Annotated in this window: 12 protein-coding genes; 1 reads left to right on the forward strand and 11 read right to left on the reverse strand. The window is 64.3% G+C overall.

Annotated features, from left to right (window positions below):
• Window position 1 precedes the first annotated feature (1 nt).
• The 4 genes from OIT41_RS12720 to OIT41_RS12735 form a co-directional block, all read right to left on the reverse strand.
• The gene (locus OIT41_RS12720) at window positions 2–715 is read right to left on the reverse strand and encodes an HAD family hydrolase (RefSeq protein WP_264636561.1); all 714 of its coding nucleotides are present in this window, start codon (window positions 713–715) and stop codon (window positions 2–4) included.
• A 12-nt stretch (window positions 716–727) separates the two neighbouring features.
• Window positions 728–2,242, reverse strand: coding sequence for a glutamate--tRNA ligase (gene gltX / locus OIT41_RS12725; RefSeq protein ID WP_264636562.1), 1,515 nt, complete (start codon window positions 2,240–2,242; stop codon window positions 728–730).
• An 85-nt stretch (window positions 2,243–2,327) separates the two neighbouring features.
• Complete coding sequence (locus OIT41_RS12730; protein WP_241707477.1) at window positions 2,328–3,104, reverse strand: fumarylacetoacetate hydrolase family protein; 777 nt, start codon at window positions 3,102–3,104, stop codon at window positions 2,328–2,330.
• 56 nt (window positions 3,105–3,160) lie between these two features.
• Window positions 3,161–3,943 carry an MBL fold metallo-hydrolase gene (locus OIT41_RS12735; protein ID WP_264636563.1) on the reverse strand — a complete coding sequence of 261 codons (783 nt, stop codon included), beginning with the start codon at window positions 3,941–3,943 and terminating at the stop codon, window positions 3,161–3,163.
• A 138-nt stretch (window positions 3,944–4,081) separates the two neighbouring features.
• Here OIT41_RS12735 and OIT41_RS12740 point away from each other — a divergent pair, with 138 nt between their 5' ends.
• Window positions 4,082–4,816 carry an SGNH/GDSL hydrolase family protein gene (locus OIT41_RS12740; RefSeq protein WP_264636564.1) on the forward strand — a complete coding sequence of 245 codons (735 nt, stop codon included), beginning with the start codon at window positions 4,082–4,084 and terminating at the stop codon, window positions 4,814–4,816.
• A 59-nt stretch (window positions 4,817–4,875) separates the two neighbouring features.
• On the opposite strand, the gene OIT41_RS12745 is transcribed toward OIT41_RS12740, so the two are convergent.
• From OIT41_RS12745 to ilvC, 7 genes are all read right to left on the reverse strand, one after another.
• Window positions 4,876–5,988 carry a branched-chain amino acid aminotransferase gene (locus OIT41_RS12745; RefSeq protein WP_236811593.1) on the reverse strand — a complete coding sequence of 371 codons (1,113 nt, stop codon included), beginning with the start codon at window positions 5,986–5,988 and terminating at the stop codon, window positions 4,876–4,878.
• Between the two features lie 135 nt (window positions 5,989–6,123).
• Window positions 6,124–7,188 (reverse strand): 3-isopropylmalate dehydrogenase, encoded by a 1,065-nt coding sequence (locus OIT41_RS12750; protein ID WP_372489618.1) that lies wholly within the window; start codon window positions 7,186–7,188, stop codon window positions 6,124–6,126.
• Window positions 7,189–7,498: 310 nt separating this feature from the next.
• Window positions 7,499–9,058, reverse strand: a complete 1,560-nt coding sequence (metG, locus tag OIT41_RS12755; RefSeq protein WP_264636565.1) for a methionine--tRNA ligase — start codon at window positions 9,056–9,058, stop codon at window positions 7,499–7,501.
• A 76-nt stretch (window positions 9,059–9,134) separates the two neighbouring features.
• Complete coding sequence (locus tag OIT41_RS12760) at window positions 9,135–9,890, reverse strand: ABC transporter ATP-binding protein (protein ID WP_078108578.1); 756 nt, start codon at window positions 9,888–9,890, stop codon at window positions 9,135–9,137.
• On the reverse strand, window positions 9,887–12,691 hold the full coding sequence (locus OIT41_RS12765; RefSeq protein ID WP_241707472.1) for an ABC transporter permease: 2,805 nt from the start codon (window positions 12,689–12,691) through the stop codon (window positions 9,887–9,889). Before OIT41_RS12765 ends, OIT41_RS12760 begins: the two co-directional genes overlap by 4 nt.
• 210 nt (window positions 12,692–12,901) lie before the next feature.
• Window positions 12,902–14,497 carry a phosphoglycerate dehydrogenase gene (gene serA, locus OIT41_RS12770; RefSeq protein ID WP_241707471.1) on the reverse strand — a complete coding sequence of 532 codons (1,596 nt, stop codon included), beginning with the start codon at window positions 14,495–14,497 and terminating at the stop codon, window positions 12,902–12,904.
• A gap of 184 nt (window positions 14,498–14,681) precedes the next feature.
• Window positions 14,682–15,707 carry a ketol-acid reductoisomerase gene (gene ilvC / locus OIT41_RS12775; RefSeq protein ID WP_078108575.1) on the reverse strand — a complete coding sequence of 342 codons (1,026 nt, stop codon included), beginning with the start codon at window positions 15,705–15,707 and terminating at the stop codon, window positions 14,682–14,684.
• Window positions 15,708–15,781 lie beyond the last annotated feature (74 nt).

The raw sequence follows: 15,781 nt of genomic DNA on the forward strand, positions 1-15,781 counted from the left end.
CTCAGGCGAGCAACCGCGTCAAGGAATCTATTTCCCGGCCGGAGAAATCGGAGTCGGGCTCGCCGGTGCGGTTCAGCCAGATGCCGCGCAATCCGGCGGCAGTGGCGCCGTCGGCGTCGAGAAGTCGGTTGTCGCCCACGAAAAGGGTCTCAGCCGGGGTGGTGCCCAAGCGGCGGACCCCTTCCAGGTAAATGGCGGGGTCCGGCTTGGGCACGCCCACGGTGTCCGTGCCGACGAGAACCGACACCCGCGCGAGTCCTGCGCTGTCGAGCTTGACCCGCTGGTAGTCATGGACGTTGTTGCTCACGGCGCCATAAGGGATGCCAAGGCCGTCCAGGGCATCGAGGACCGGCAGGACGTCGCTGAAGGCCCTGACATAACTGGGCTGCAGGCGCGAGTAGTCGTTGAGCCACGTGTGGGAGTCCTCACCGCCAAGCTCGACGCCGAAGTGCCCCAGCGCCGCACGGCCGCGCAGCAGCCGCTGCTCGTTGAACGTCAATTCACCGGCGAGGTACCGGTCATAGAAATGCGTGGTTTCGTGCGTGAAGATCCGTCCGAACTTCTCCCACCCGGCCTGGTCCAGGCCGGGCAGGAGGTGTTCGCTGACGTCACGCAGGGCCGTGGTCATGGCGTATTCAAGGTCCACCAGGGTGTCGTCGATGTCGAACAGGACGCCCCGGACCGTGCGGAACGACTCATGAAGTGCGTGGATCACGGCGTGCCTGAACTAGCCGCGGAACGCGCGCAAGCGGGTGAGCGAGGATTCCTTGCCCAGGATGACCATCGATTCGAACAGCGGCGGCGATATGCGGCGGCCGGAAATTGCCGTGCGCACGGGGCCGAATGCAAGGCGCGGCTTGATGCCAAGATCCTCCACCAAAGCCTGCTTGAGGGCTGTCTGAATGCTTTCCGCTGTCCAGTCCGCGAGCGGTTCCAATGCTGCCAATGCGGCGTCCAGCACCTCGCTGAGGTTCTCGGGGAGGCCCTTGCGGGCGTCGTCGGCGACGTCGATCGCGTCGTCGTTCTTGAACAGGAAGGCGAGCATCTCCGGAGCCTCGCCCAGCAGGGTGATCCTTTCCTGGACCAGCGGCGCGGACTCGGCGAGGATCTCTTCCTGGCGCGGAGTCAGGATCTCCCCCACGAAGCCTGCGGCACGCAGGTACGGCACAAGCCGCTGGCGGAAATCCTCCGGGCTGAGCATGCGGACGTGCGTTCCATTGATGGCTTCGGCCTTCTTGATGTCGAAGCGCGCAGGGTTGCCCAGGACATCGTGGATGTCGAAGCTGGCCACGAGCTGCTCCACGGTGAAGATGTCCTCGTCAGCGCTCAGGGACCAGCCCAGGAGGGACAGGTAGTTGAGCAATCCTTCGCGGATGAAGCCGCGTTCCCGGTGCAGGAACAAGCTGGATTCCGGATCGCGCTTGGAAAGCTTCTTGTTGCCCTGGCCCATGACGTAGGGAAGGTGGCCGAACTCGGGCATGTATTCGGCCACGCCGATGGCGTAGAGCGCACGGTAGAGGGCGATCTGCCGCGGAGTGGAGCTGAGCAGATCCTCGCCGCGGAGGACGTGCGTGATCCCCATGAGTGCATCGTCCACGGGGTTCACCAGCGTGTACAACGGGGCTCCGTTGGCACGAACCACGGCAAAATCGGGCACCGATCCGGCCTTGAACGTGATCTCCCCCCGCACGAGGTCGTTGAAGGTCAGGTCTTCGTCCGGCATGCGCAGGCGCAACACGGCGTTGCGGCCCTCGGCCTTGTACTGTGCGAGCTGTTCCTCGGTGACATGGCGGTCAAAGCCGTCGTAGCCGAGCTTGGGATCGCGCCCGGCAGCCCGGTGTCGTGCCTCGATCTCCTCGGGAGTGGAGAATGACTCATAGATGTGGCCGCCGGCCTTGAGCTTGGCGATGACGTCCTGGTACATGTCGCCGCGCTGCGACTGGCGGTACGGCTCGTGCGGACCGCCAACTTCGACGCCCTCGTCCCAGTCGATGCCGAGCCACTTCAGCGCGTCAAGCAGTTGGTGGTAGCTCTCCTCGCTGTCGCGGGCGGAGTCGGTGTCCTCGATCCGGAAAATCAGCTTGCCACCGGTGTGCCGCGCGTAGGCCCAGTTGAACAGGGCCGTACGGATCAATCCAACGTGCGGAGTTCCGGTGGGCGACGGGCAGAACCGGACGCGGACCGGGGTTTCGGCGGTCACGGCAGGAATGGCGGCAGAGTTCGACGCAGCAACAGTAGTCATAATGGTTCCAACTTTACCCCGTGGCAGTGGGCGGAATGCCCAGTGCCACTAGGGGCGGGGGGACCTGCGGCGGCCCGCCAAAGCCTTACCGGCGCACTACCGGGTTGGACAAGCGGCCGATGCCTTCGATCTCGATCTCGTAGCGGTCGCCCTCCTGGACCAGCCCGACGCCGGCCGGAGTCCCGGTCATGATGACATCACCGGGAAGCAGGGTGAAAGCCTGCGAAACGATCGACACCAGCTCCCGCACGCTGCGGATCATCTGGTTGGTGCTGCCGTCCTGGCGGAGTTCGCCGTTGAGCCAGCCCTTGATGGCCAGGTCCTCGGGATCGAGTTCCGTCTCGATCCACGGGCCGAGCGGCGCGGAGGTGTCGAAGCCCTTGGCACGGGCCCACTGCAGGTCCGTCTTCTGGACGTCGCGGGCCGTGAGGTCGTTCCCGCAGGTGTAACCGAAAATGACGTCGTCCACGCGGTCTTCGGGCACGTCCTTGCAAATGCGGCCAATGACGACGCAGAGTTCCGCTTCGAAGGAGACCTCCTCCGAGAACTCCGGCAACACGATCGGATCGTTCGGGCCAACGACGGCGGTGTTCGGCTTCAGGAACAGCAAGGGGTGCTGCGGAACTTCATTACCGAGTTCCCGGGCATGTTCGGCGAAGTTCCGCCCGACGCCGATGACCTTGCTGCGCGGAATGATCGGTGCCAGCAGGCGCACGTCCTCCAGCTTGTGGCGGACCGAGGTCCGCTCGACGCCGTTGAAGAAGGGGTCGCCGTGGATGACAGTGATGACTTCACTGCCGGGCTCACCTTCAACGACGCCGTAGACGGGATCAGAATCAACAACAAACCGGGCGATACGCATGGGTTCTAGCGTACCGTCCGCAGGCGGACGCTACGCGCGCACTGCGGACGCGTCTGCTAGCCGCGCAGATAGTCCAATTGCGCCGCCACCGAGGTTTCAGCGGCCCACCGAACGGAAGGATCGACGTCGGGATACACCGCATCGGTGACTGCCTGGACTCCGGCTTGGGCCCCGAGCCGCGCCAGGGCCTCACGGATCTGGTCCAAGCGCATCTCCCTGTGGGCCCGGTACTCGCGGCATACCGCGTCGACGGCCGGAAGGACGGGGCCGTGCGCGGGCAACAGCGTCGCCGGACCGAGGCTTTCGAGTGTGTCGAGGCTGGAGAGGTAGTCCCCCAGCTTTCCGTCCGGATAGTCCAGGACGGTGGTGCCCCGCCCCAGGATGGTATCGCCCGTCAGCACCGAGCCGTCCGGCCCGTCGCCCGGAAGGTGAAAGCAGACTGAGTCGGAGGTATGGCCCGGCGTGGCCAGCACGCGGATCTCCACTCCCGCGGCATGGATGACCTCGCCAGCCCGCAACGGTTCGCCGCCATGGCACTGCACCGGATCCGCCGCGCGGACGGGCGCGCCGGTGAGTTCATGGAAGCGCACGGAGGCCTCCGTGTGGTCCTTGTGGCGATGGGTGATGAGAACGAGTTCCACCGTTCCTGCAGCGGCGAGTGCCGCCAGGTGGGATTCGTCGAGCGGTCCGGGATCGACGATGACAACTCCCCGGGCGTCCGGACCCGCAATGATGTACGAATTGGTGCCGTCGAGGCTCATCGGGCCCGGATTGGGTGCGAGCAGCGAGCGGGTGAAGGGACTGCTGTTCTGGAAAGAGGAGTCACTGGCCGGATTCACTTCTCCATCTTGGCACACGGCGTGGACGGACCCGGGAACGGAAAGCCGGGTGCCTCGGGGCCGGCACGGCATACGACGTAGCATGGTGCCAAGGCATCGGGAAGGACGCTCGGCGACAGTTGCGGAGGAGTGGTCGAATTGCTGCGGAAGCAAACCCGGAGACACGGACTCCGGACGACGGCGATCGCAACGGTCTGTCTTTCAGCCCTCGCCTTCCTCAGCGCTTGTTCCTCCGACACCGGACCACGGTCCGCCGCGGCCCCGGGCCAGCCCACTGTGGTGATTATCGGAGACTCCCTCAGCACGGGACACGGTACTTCCCCAGCCGGTGCGTGGCCCAATCTTGTGGAGAAGGACCCCGCCTTTCAACAGTTCCATGCGACCATCGTCAATGCCGCGCATGATGGCAGCGGTTATGTCAGCGCTGGCGACAACGGATCGACCTTCGGTTCCCAGGTGGACACGGCGGTAACGGAAGCGACGCGCTTGGTGTTGTTCTTCGGTTCCGAAAATGACATGGGAACCACCCCAGGGGAAACCGAGGCCGCGGCAGCGCGCGCGTTTGCCTCAGTCAAGTCCCGCGCTCCCGACGCCGACATCGTGGTGGTCGGGCCGCCGTCGTACACGGGCACGCCCGAGGCGGAAAGGCTCAACATCCGCGACCAGGACAGGGCCGCTGCCGCGAAAGCCGGCGCCGACTTCGTTGATCCCATCGACCTCGGCTGGATCATGAACGACGCGGCGGACCTCATTGGTTCCGACGGCGATCATCCGTCCGCAGCGGGCCAGCAGTATCTGCAGTCCAAGATGGAAGCACTCATCGAACCGCGGATCCGGCAAGGCAGCCCCGGCAACAGCCCGCTTGCGGGTTAACCGACGACGGCGACCCGCCCACCGCAGTGGGAGGCCGCCGTCGGGCGCTCTGCTGAACCTTAAGCCAGGCGGGTGAGCCAGCCGTGCTTGTCCTCGACCGTTCCGGTCTGGATGCCGAGCAACTGCTGGCGGATGGCCATGGTGGTTTCGCCGGCCTTGGCGTCCTCGGAGCCGATGAACTCGGTCTTGTCCTTGAGAACTCCGATGGGCGTGATGACAGCCGCGGTGCCGCAAGCGAAGACCTCGGCGATTTCACCGGAGGCAACGCCGTCGCGCCACTCGGCGAGGGTGATCTTGCGCTCGGAAACCTCGCGGCCCATGTCCTTCGCCACCTGGATGACGGACGAACGGGTCACGCCTTCGAGGATGGTTCCGGTGAGTGCAGGAGTGACGAGTGAGCCGTCCTTCATGACGAAGAAGACGTTCATGCCCCCGAGTTCCTCGACAGCGTCGTCGTTGAAGTGGTCCAGGAAGAGGACCTGCTTGCAGCCGTTCTCCTCGGCTTCCATTTGGGCAATCAGTGATGCGGCGTAGTTTCCACCGCACTTGGCAGCACCGGTGCCGCCGCGGCCGGCGCGCGCGTATTCACGGGAGATCCAGATGGATACCGGCTTGAGCTCGCCGCCGAAGTAGTTGCCGGCCGGAGAAGCGATGACCCGGAACGAGACCTCGCGGGCCGCGCGGACACCCAGGAACGCCTCCGTCGCGATCATGAACGGGCGCAGGTACAGGGCTTCGCCGTCGCCGGACGGAACCCATTCCTTGTCCGCCTGCACGAGTTCGCGGATGGCACCGAGGAAGTATTCCTCGGGGAGTTCCGGGAGGGCGAGGCGGCGCGCCGACTTGTTCAGGCGGGCAGCGTTGGCCTCGGGACGGAACGTCCACACGGAGCCGTCAGCGTGGCGGTAAGCCTTGAGTCCTTCGAAGATCTCCTGGCCGTAGTGCAGCACTGCCGCCGACGGATCCAGGGAAATCGGTCCGTAGGCCTCGACGCGGGCACTGTGCCAACCGCCCTTGCCCTCTGTGTCAACGCTGTAGTCGACAATGACGGTGTTGTCGGTGAAGTAGTCGCCAAATCCCGGGTTTGCCAGGATAGCTGCACGCTCCTCAGCAGACTTCGGGGTCTCCGAGAGCTGCTGGCTGAATTCGACGCCGTGGGCAGTCTGAGTCATGTTTCCTCCAGTCGGCTACCAGGCAGAGCGAACCATCTCTTGGAGGATATGGTTCAGCGACGGACCACGGCAGCAGGTAAATAATTCAAGTAAAGCTTACGCCCGGGCACCGACCCCAAAATGCCAGTACGGGCCCTAGAGTGCGGCAGCGATGGCGTCGCCGATGGCCGCAGTGCTGCGGCTATCGCCGTCGCGGCTTTCGATATCGGCGACGACGGCGGTTTCGATCCTCCGGGCGGCCGCCGTGTAGCCGAGGTGGTCCAGCAGCAGGGCCGCGGACAGGATGGCAGCGGTCGGATCCGCTTTCTGCTGCCCGGCGATGTCCGGGGCGGAACCGTGGACGGGTTCGAACATGGACGGCGCAGTCCGGTCCATATTGATGTTGCCGGAGGCTGCCAACCCGATGCCCCCGGTGATGGCAGCGGCGAGGTCGGTGATGATGTCGCCGAAGAGGTTGTCGGTGACGATCACGTCGAAGCGGGAGGGATCGGTGACCATGAAGATGGTGGCGGCGTCGATGTGGAGGTAATCGTGGGTGACCTCGGGGAATTCCTTGGCCACGGCCTCGACAGTGCGCTTCCACAAATGGCCCGCGAAGACCAGGACATTGTGCTTGTGGACCAGGGTGACATGCTTGCGGGGACGCTCGCTGGCGCGGCGGAAGGCGTCACGGACCACGCGCTCGACGCCGTGGGCAGTGTTGAGCGATACCTCGGTGGCCACCTCATGGGGGGTCCCGCCGCGCAGCGTACCGCCGTTGCCGACGTACGGCCCCTCGGTACCTTCTCGGACCACGATGAAATCGATGGTGCCGGGATTGGCGAGCGGGCTGCCCACCGTGCCGTAGAGCCGCGAGGGGCGCAGGTTCACGAAGTGGTCGAGGCTGAAGCGAAGCTTGAGCAGCATCTCGCGTTCGATGATGCCGGAAGGAATGCGGGTGTCCCCCGGGGCCGCGCCGACAGCGCCGAAGAGGATGGCGTCGCGGGTACGCAGATCGGCCAGGACCTCGTCCGGGAGGGTTTCGCCGGTTTCGAGCCAATGCTGGGCTCCAAGCTTGTATTCGGTCTGCTCCAGGGTGACGCCCTCTTCGGCGACGACCTTTTCCAGGACCTTGAGGGCTTCGGCAATGACTTCGGGGCCAATGCCGTCGCCGGGAATGACAGCCAGGTTGATCGTTGCGGCGGATTGCGTTGCGCTCATGTTTTCAGACTGCCAACGCATCCACATTCTGGTCAAAATCGTCTCACCATTTGAACGCCCCGGGCTCCCGACGCCCGCTCACATATATGGCACCTTCCGTCGATCCCCGCTCACATAAGAGGGAGAAAAGACAAACGCCCGCTCCGATCTGCACGGCCGACGGACCGGATCCGAGCGGGCGTTCGCGTCAGGCACCGTATAGCTGAGCGGGCGTTTGCGTCAGACACCGTATAGCTGAGCGGGCGTTTGCGTCAGACACCCGATATGTGAGCGGGCGTTCGCCCAAAAGGCGGTATAAGTGAGCGGGCGTTTAGGATTCGGCGGGCTCTTCGTAACGCGGGAAGACCGGGGCTGGAGCCGGGAGCTCCGTGCCGGGGACGATCGGCGTGGCGATGGCCGCGAACTGGCGCGCCTCGCCGTCGGGCTGTCCCAGCACCTCAAGCAGCTTGGCCGCCGACGTCGGCATGACCGGCTGGACGAGTATCGCCACGATCCGGACTACTTCCAGCGTGACGTACAGGACCGTGTTCATGCGCTCGACGTCGGTCTTGCGCAGCACCCACGGGGCCTGCTCGGCGAAGTACGCGTTCGTGTCACCCAGGACGGCCCAGATCGCCTCGAGGGCACGGCTGAATTCCTGCTTCTCGAAGGCGGCGCGGGCCACGTCCAGCAGTGCGCCCGTTTGTGCCAGCAACGCCGAGTCCTCGGCCGAGAGCTCACCGGGAACCGGCACCTTGCCCTCGCAGTTCTTGGCCACCATGGACAGCGAACGTTGCGCCAGGTTGCCGAAGTTGTTGGCAAGGTCCGCGTTCATGCGGCCCACAATGGCCTCGTGGTTGTAGCTGCCGTCGGCGCCGAAAGGCACTTCGCGGAGGAAGAAGAAGCGCACCTGGTCCAGGCCGTACTGATCCACGAAGTCCTTGGGCGCCACCACGTTGCCGAGGGACTTGGACATCTTGACGCCATTGTTGGTCAGGAAGCCATGGATCATGACCCGCTTGGGCAGTTCCAGGCCGGCGCTCATGAGGAAGGCGGGCCAGAAGATCGCATGGAACCGGGAGATGTCCTTGCCGATGATGTGGACGTCTGCCGGCCAGAACTTACGGAACGCCTCCGAATCGGCATCCGGGTAGCCGACCCCGGTCAGGTAATTGGTCAAGGCATCAACCCACACGTACATGACGTGCTTGTCGTTCCCCGGAACCGGGACGCCCCAGTCGAAAGTCGTCCGGCTGATGGACAAGTCCTGCAGGCCCTGCTTGACAAAGCTGATGACCTCGTTGAAGCGGTACTGGGGAGCGCCGAATTCCGGTTGCTCCTCGTACAAGGCCAGCAACCTGTCCTGGTAGGCGGACAGCCGGAAGAAGTAGCTCTCCTCCGCGGTCCAGGTCACTTCCGTGTCGGTATCGCGTGAGTAGCGGCCGCCGTCGTCCTTCAGGACGGTCTCGTCCTCGGTGTAATAAGCCTCGTCGCGGACTGAGTACCAGCCCTCGTACTTGGACAAGTAGATGTCGCCCTTGGCTTCCATCTTCTTCCAGATGGCCTGGGAAGCGGCGTAGTGATCGGCGTCCGTCGTGCGGATGAAGCGGTCGTAGGAAATACCCAAGGCAGCGTGGGCAGCCTTGTAGATTTCGGCATTCCGGTCCACGAGCTGCTTCGGCGTGATGCCTTCCTTCTCCGCCGCCTGGGCAATCTTCATGCCGTGCTCGTCCGTGCCCGTCAAGAACATCACGTCATAGCCATCGAGGCGCTTGAAACGGGCCATCGCGTCGGTCGCGATGTACTCGTAGGCATGCCCGATGTGCGGCTCGCCGTTCGGATACGTAATGGCAGTGGTGATGTAGAACGGGGGTTTATCTGGAGACGTCACTCTACGAAGTTACCTTCTCTTGGAGATGGAAGACCGGACCGGCCGCCTATGACGACCGGTCCGGAGGCATCGGTTGCTAGTTCAATTCAGTCAGCGTATCGCTGAGCCTGACAAGCTCATGGTCGTGCGACGCCACCAGCACGGCGATCCCGTCACTGGTGGTGTCCTTCAGGATGCTGATGATGCGGTTGGCAGAGGTGCGGTCCAGGCTGGCCGTTGGCTCGTCAACCACCAGGACGCGGGTGCCCAGGATCAAGGCGCGGGCGATCGCGACACGCTGGCGCTCACCACCGGAAAGCTGTGCCGGACGGTGGCGCATGCGCCGGCCGAGGCCCACCAGGTCCAGCAGGTCCTTGGCCATTTCGGTGCGCTGCTCCACTTCGCCGTCGGGAACGGCCGGCAACAGCACATTCTCCAAAGCGCTCATGCCGTCGATCAAGGCGCCGCCCTGGTCCACGTACCCGATCAGGGCGCGGCGGCGGTCGGCGATTTCGTCGTCGCCCATCTTCTCGAGGGAGTCGCCCTCCCAGAGGACACGGCCCGACGTCGGAAGCGTGAGCCCCGCTCCCACCGTCAGGATGCTGGTCTTGCCTGAGCCGCTTCGCCCGGCGACACAGTGCATCTCACCGGCGTGCAAGGTCAGGTTGAAGTCCTCGACGACGGTGACCGGCTCCGCCCCGCCCTTGTCGCCGCCGTAGCGGATGGTGATGTTGCTCAACTGCAAGGGCATGCCGTGGTCCGCAGCCCTCACGATGGTGTTGGCGCGGGTCTGGAACGACTCGTCGGTGGATTCCGTGGTCGCGGTCAGATCGGGTTCGAGATTGTCAGTCATTTGACCACTTTCGTTGCAATGGGAATCCAGCAAAGTACTGCCACCACTCCGGCCAAAGCGGCCCAAAGTGCGGCATAGGGAGCGAGCAGCAGGCCCAGGCCCAGCGCCCCCAGGACGCCCAGGATCAGTGCCGCGGCTCCGACCAAGGCATTTTCGAAGAATCGGACCTGTCCCAGCATGTCCGGGTTCCAGCCCATGGCCCTGAGCGTGCCGAGCTGCTCGCGCCTGGCCTGGAGCTCGAAGCGACCGGTGACCAAGGTCAGCACGAGGCCCACGAGCACTCCGCAGACTGCCAGGATGACGCTCGGCAGCGCGACGGTGGCGGAGGCAAGGCCGCTGAGGGCACTGGCCCCGGCCGCGCGCGGGATGTCGATGAGCAAGGCGATCAGGGCACCAACGGCCGCTCCGAACACGCCCACGGCCACGGCCAGCGCCACCGAGCTGAACCGGTGGGTGACCAGTTGGCGGTACGCAAACGTCAGGGGCGAATCAACTGCGATCAGCCGCTCGTCGTGTTGGGGTTCCTGGTCGACGACGTCGCGGTGCCGCAATTGCTGGGCCGCGATGTACGCAGCTCCGCAGTAGATGAGCAGCACTGATGCGGAAACAATGACGGTAGCCAGGTTCCAACTCAGAAGGCTCAGCGCAATGCCGGCCACGGCAACGATCGCCGCACCGATGCCGAACTCCTCAAGGACCCAGCTGCGGATCTTTCTTTGGGTCCAGCCCATGGCACGGAGTATCCCCGCTTCGCTGCGACGCTGGCGGATATAGCTGACTGTCGAAGCGCCGGTCAGGAGGGTGGCCCCGCACAGCGTCAGGAAGAGGAGGGTGATATTGGTGCCCGTCAGGGAACCGGAAACGGCGTCGGCGGCATCCTGCCGGACCCACGACTGTTGCACGGTGCCCAGCGCGGATTCCTTGCCGGCGTCGTCCTTGGAGTATCCCGGAACGAAGATGTTGGCGTCTTCACGCGCGGAGCCGGCCACCACTGTGGCTTCGAGACCCATGTCGCGGATCTGGGCCGCGAGCTTGTCGACCTCCGGTTGGGCTTGTTTCCAGTTGCCCGGCGCGCTGGCGCGGACCCGGACGGCGTCGATGACGTTGGCGTTGGAGTCGTAACCGCGCGCTGCGGCAAGGCCGTAGTAGTCGGTGATGGCGCCGGCGGACTGGCTGACCAGGCCGGTGGCGCTCAACGAAGGCTTGAGGCCCTTGGCTGCGGTGTCATTGCCCGAAGCATCCTTCTGGAGCGTCATCGGTGCCGGGTCATAGCCGCCCAAGGGCAGCTTGTTGACGTCGCCGGCCGCCTTCTGGATCTGGGCCGGATCGAACGTTCCATAGACCATGGGCAGCGGAGTGGCCGGCTTCGAGCCGGTGGAGAGGTTCTCCCGGTACGAACGTTCGTCGACGGGCTTGCGCTGGCTCTGGTCCACGATCGCCCCGAAGGCCGATTTCTCGGGCAGTTTGTTGACGGTTACCCAGTCGCCCGGTGTTGCGGACTTGCCGACGGCGCCATTCGCGGAGGTTGCGCCGTCCGTGTACTTGGGTGCCCCTGCGAAGTCCGTGCTCCACTCGGCGGGCTGGTACAGGCCTTGGCTGAAGTTGCCCGTGTTGCCGAGCAACTGGCTGTGGTCCGTTGATCCAGGCCATTCCAGGGCGAAGGGCGACTTTGACACGAAGGGCAGGTAATCCTTGTCCAACGAACGCGAGACAGTGCCGACGTCGTTGACGACATTGCCCGAATCGTCGATTTCCTGGATCTTGACCGAATACTTCAGATCCAGCGAAGTTCCCTGCCGGACGATCAAGGGGATGGCCTGCGAGGCATCCGTGATCTGGCCGGACAGCTTTGCCTGCTGGTACTGGGTCATGAGGGGTGCCCAGTATTTGAGGTTGACGCCCATGAAATCCGGGCCTTGTTCGAGTTCCTGCTGCGTAGGGCTCTTCGCGAAGAGTTGTTCGAAGTAGCGGCCGATGGCTCCGGCGTTGCGGGTGTCGGGCGGCGGAGCCTTCTGCAGCGGGGCGAGGAAGTCTCCGGCCGAGCCCAGGAGCGCGCGTTCAGCTGTCGGGTCGACGGCGACAACCGACTCGGTGACCTGGGGAGCCATGGGCAGCGCCACGGAAAGATTGAAAAGGTTGTGTTCCGAGCCACCGGCAGGCGCAGGGAACTTGATGCCGGTCTCCCCCGCCGGGCCGGCGATGCGGATGCTCTTGCCGCCGGCAGTCTGCTGTTCTATGACCTGCCCCTTGCCGAGCGTGCCTTCAGCACTGGTCTGGAAGAGGGTCTGCTGGGACACTCCGTCGGAGCTCACGGCGGTGGCGGTCAGGCGGTACTTCTTGGGCTGCGCGGGGAGCACGGACTCCGGTGCGGGCCATTTCTTGGCGTCCGTTCCAGTCGGATCCCCCGCAGTGGCTCCACCAGCCAGGCCCGCGTTGTAGCCAAGGTAATCCATGGCATCAAGCCGCGGAGTTTCCAGGTTCTGCGTCACCCGGGAGACGAGGCTGATGGGCGCCGCGACGGCCGCACCGCTCAGCCCGCGGATCTTCTCGAGTTGCGGGAAGCTGATGCCACCCTGGCCATTCGCGATGTCCGGCTGGAGGAGGGCCCCGCCGTCCTTGGTGTTCGCGGACTTGGCCTGGACCAGAATGTCGTACAGGCCGCGTGAGTTCTCATCCACTGTCCGGTTCAGTGCGGCCTGCGACTGGCTCTGGATGAATACGGACAAACACATGGCGACGATCAAAATGGCCGCGGTCAGCAGAAGCACACGGCTTCTGATGAACCTCTGGACGGCGTTCATAGGGCTCCCTGAGTCCTGGATTGCGGGTGTGCACACTGCTGTCCCAGGAACCATGCCGAGGCAAGAGGAATCCACCGGGTGCGTGCAAAAGTTATTGGCCGGCCTGCCGCCGGTTCCGAATTTCGGACCAAGCCATTGTAGGCAGACCGGCCAATAATATGTCGCCGATGTGAAGTGCGGCACACATTTCTAGCTCAAGCGGTTGGGATGCTAGTCTTCCAGATCCACTTCGCGGACCATGTCCGCGCCGATGCCGGCCTTGATGGCTTCAAGGACCTGCTGCGGCACGGAAGTGTCAATAGTGAGCAGCGCCAGAACCTGGCCGCCTTCGCTCTGGCGGGCCACCTGCATGCCGCCGATGTTGATGTTGTTCATGCCCAGGATGTGGCCGATGGTGCCGATGACACCCGGACGGTCCGCGTAGGAAACAACCACCAAGTGCTCGCTGATCGGGATTTCGACATCGTAGCCGTTGACGCCCACGAGCTTCTGGACCTGCTTGGGCCCGGTGAGCGTCCCGGCCACGGAGATCTGGGAGCCGTCGCTCAGTGCCCCGCGGATGGTCAGGACGTTGCGGTAGTCCTCGGCTTCCGGCGTCGTGATCAGGCGGGTGTTGATGCCGCGCTGCTCGGCGATGACGGGTGCGTTGACGTAGGAGACCTGCTCGGTCACGACGTCGGCGAAAACGCCCTTGAGCGCTGCCAGCTCGAGGACCTTCACGTCGAGGCTGGAGATTTCGCCCGCGACCTCGACATCGATCTGCGTCAGGGATGCGTGGGTCAGGGCCGTGAAGATCCGGCCGAGCTTCTCGATCAGGGGGATTCCGGGGCGGACGTCGGAGGCAATCACGCCCCCGGCGACGTTGACGGCATCCGGAACGAGTTCGCCGGCGAGGGCGAGGCGCACTGACTTTGCCACGGAAACGCCGGCCTTTTCCTGGGCTTCGTCCGTCGAGGCGCCCAGGTGGGGCGTCACGATGACGTTGTCCATGCCGAAGAACGGCAGGTCGGTGCTCGGCTCCTTGACGAAGACGTCGACGCCTGCGCCGGCGATCTGGCCGTCTTCCAAAGCCTCATGAAGGGCTTCTTCGTCGATCAGGCCGCCACGGGCTACGTTGACCACATACGCCGTTTCCTTCATCTTCTTGAAGGCATCTGCGCCCAGCATGCCCACTGTTTCCGGGGTCTTGGGCATGTGGATGGTGATGAAGTCCGACTTCTCCAGAAGCTCATCCAGGGTGACGAGCTTGACGCCGAGCTGGGCGGCGCGGGCGGAGGTGATGTACGGGTCGTAGGCGAGAATCTCAGTCTCGAAGCCCTGCAGGCGGGCGGCCACGAGCGCGCCGATGCGTCCGAGGCCGATGATGCCGATCTTCTTCTCGAAAAGTTCGATGCCCGTGTACTTGGAGCGCTTCCACTCGCCGCCCTTCAGGGCGGAGCTGGCCTGCGGGATGTGGCGGGCAAGGCTGAGGATGTGGCCGACCGTGAGTTCAGCGGCGGACACGATGTTCGACGTCGGGGCGTTGACCACCATGACGCCGGCCTGGGTGGCGGCCTTGATGTCCACGTTGTCCAGGCCCACGCCGGCACGGGCGATGATCTTGAGGTTCTTGGCTGCGGCAATTGCCTCGGCATCCACCTGGGTGGCTGAACGCACGAGGATGGCGTCGACGTCGACGATTGCGGAGAGCAGCTGGGAGCGGTCCGCACCGTCGGTTTGGCGGATTTCGAAGTCCGGACCAAGGGCTTCGATCGTGGCGGGCGAAAGTTCCTCAGCGAGGAGTACTACTGGCTTGGTGCTAGTCACCGGTGACCTCTTTAGCTCTCTTTTTCAGGTGGGGTTTTGGTGAAACGATTCTTTGACGACGAAGGCCGGACCCGGTATACCGGGTCCGGCCTCCATGCCGGGCGGCTTCATTTCGAGCCTATCCCGAACGGCGTTCTGTGTTGAATTGCTACGGCTCTTGCCGCTGCTTCAACGGTTGCCTTGACTAGCGGGCTGCAGAGCCTTCGACGTAGTCCTCGTCCTGCTGCTGCCAGGAGAACAGGGACCGCAGCTCGCGGCCGACGCCCTCGATCGGGTGTTGCTCTGCCTTGGCACGCAGTTCCTTGAACTCGACTGCACCGTTGTCCTGGTCGTCGATGAAACGCTTGGCGAAGGCACCGGACTGGATGTCGGCGAGGACGCCGGCCATGTTTTCCTTGACACGGGGGTCGATGACGCGCGGGCCGGAGACGTAGTCGCCGTATTCCGCGGTGTCGGAAACGCTCCAGCGTTGCTTGGCGATGCCGCCCTCCCACATGAGGTCGACGATGAGCTTGAGCTCGTGAAGAACCTCGAAGTAGGCGATCTGCGGCTGGTAGCCGGCTTCGGTCAGGGTCTCGAAGCCGTACTGGATCAGCTGGGAGACGCCGCCGCACAGGACAGCCTGCTCGCCGAAGAGGTCGGTTTCGGTCTCTTCGGTGAAGGTGGTCTTGATGACACCGGCACGGGTGCCGCCGATTGCCTTCGCGTAGGACTTGGCCAGCTCCCAGGCGGAACCGGAAGCATCCTGCTCGACGGCGATGATGTCCGGGATACCGCGGCCGGCTTCGAACTCGCGACGCACGGTGTGGCCGGGAGCCTTCGGGGCGATCAGGATGACGTCAACACCCTCGGGCGCCTCGATGTAGCCGAAGCGGATGTTGAAGCCGTGGGCGAACGCAAGGGCCTTGCCGGCCGTCAGCTTGTCCTTGATGGAGTCGTTGTAGATCGCGCGCTGGTGCTGGTCCGGCGCCAGGATCATGATGACGTCGGCCCATTCGGCGGCGTCGGCAACGTTCTTGACCGTGAAGCCTGCGTCCTCGGCCTTGGCGATCGACTTCGAGCCTTCCTTGAGCGCGATGACAACCTCGACGCCGGAGTCGCGCAGGTTCAGCGCGTGGGCGTGGCCCTGGGAACCGTAGCCGACAATGGCAACCTTGCGACCCTGGATGATCGACAGGTCTGCGTCGTCGTCGTAGAACATTTCAGTCACTTGCGTAACTCCTCTTGAGTGGTTTTGTAGATATTGTCTGTGGTTCGGTATCGGGCTGCTGCGCTGTGCCTGGG

It is taken from the genome of Arthrobacter sp. YA7-1, assembly GCF_025960325.1.
GTDB lineage: Bacteria > Actinomycetota > Actinomycetes > Actinomycetales > Micrococcaceae > Arthrobacter > Arthrobacter bambusae_A.